The organism is Sebaldella sp. S0638, assembly GCF_024158605.1.
GTDB lineage: Bacteria > Fusobacteriota > Fusobacteriia > Fusobacteriales > Leptotrichiaceae > Sebaldella.
In genome coordinates, this window is the sequence record NZ_JAMZGM010000284.1 from 1 (window position 1) to 776 (window position 776).

Genomic DNA, 776 nt, shown 5'->3' on the forward strand with positions numbered 1-776 from the left:
AGTTTGACAAACACTGGGAAATTGGCTTCAAACAGTAAAATAGACTTGAATAATTCATCAGTAATAAATAGAAATACAATGGAATCGACAACAATAAATCTACGGAATTTATTTTCTTATGATAATAGTACAGGAACAATTAAAGGAAATAATATAACTCTGACATCAGCAGGAAATTTATTGCTTGAAGGAAAAATACAAGGAATAGAAAATCTCTTAATATCAGGAGTGGATATAGTAAATAACGGTAATACTATAAGTTCAGGATTGTTGAGATTATCAGGAAGAGATATAACGAATAATTTGACGATATCCGCAAGTAATGTAGAATTGCTGGCAACAGGAAATATCTTGAATAATGATGGTTCATTGATAGAAGGAGAGACAGGGAAATTATCAGGAAATAATATAACAAATAAAGATTTGATAATATTTCTTGATAAACTCGATATAGAAGGGGCAAAGCTTATAAATAAAGAAGCTTCTGTTTATAGTGATAATGAGCTTAATATAAAAACAGGTGATGTAGATAATACAGATGGTGAGATAGTAGGGCAAACGACACTTAATATAACAGGATTTAATCTTTTGGATAATACAAGAGGAATAATAGACAGCAGAGGGAATATTTTATTAAGCGGGAATAAACTTCTGAATAATGGAGAAGTCTCAGGACAATACAGACTTTACTGGAAAACATGGGATGGTCAGTATATTTATGATGATGTATGGAGAGAGCTTAATGATGAATATATGCAAAATGGCGGAAAGGTATA

Annotated in this window: 1 protein-coding gene; it reads left to right on the forward strand. The window is 30.8% G+C overall.

Features of this window, described 5'->3' with window-relative positions:
* A partial coding sequence (locus tag NK213_RS20310; RefSeq protein ID WP_253352734.1) for a hypothetical protein occupies window positions 1-776 on the forward strand: 776 nt, incomplete at both ends.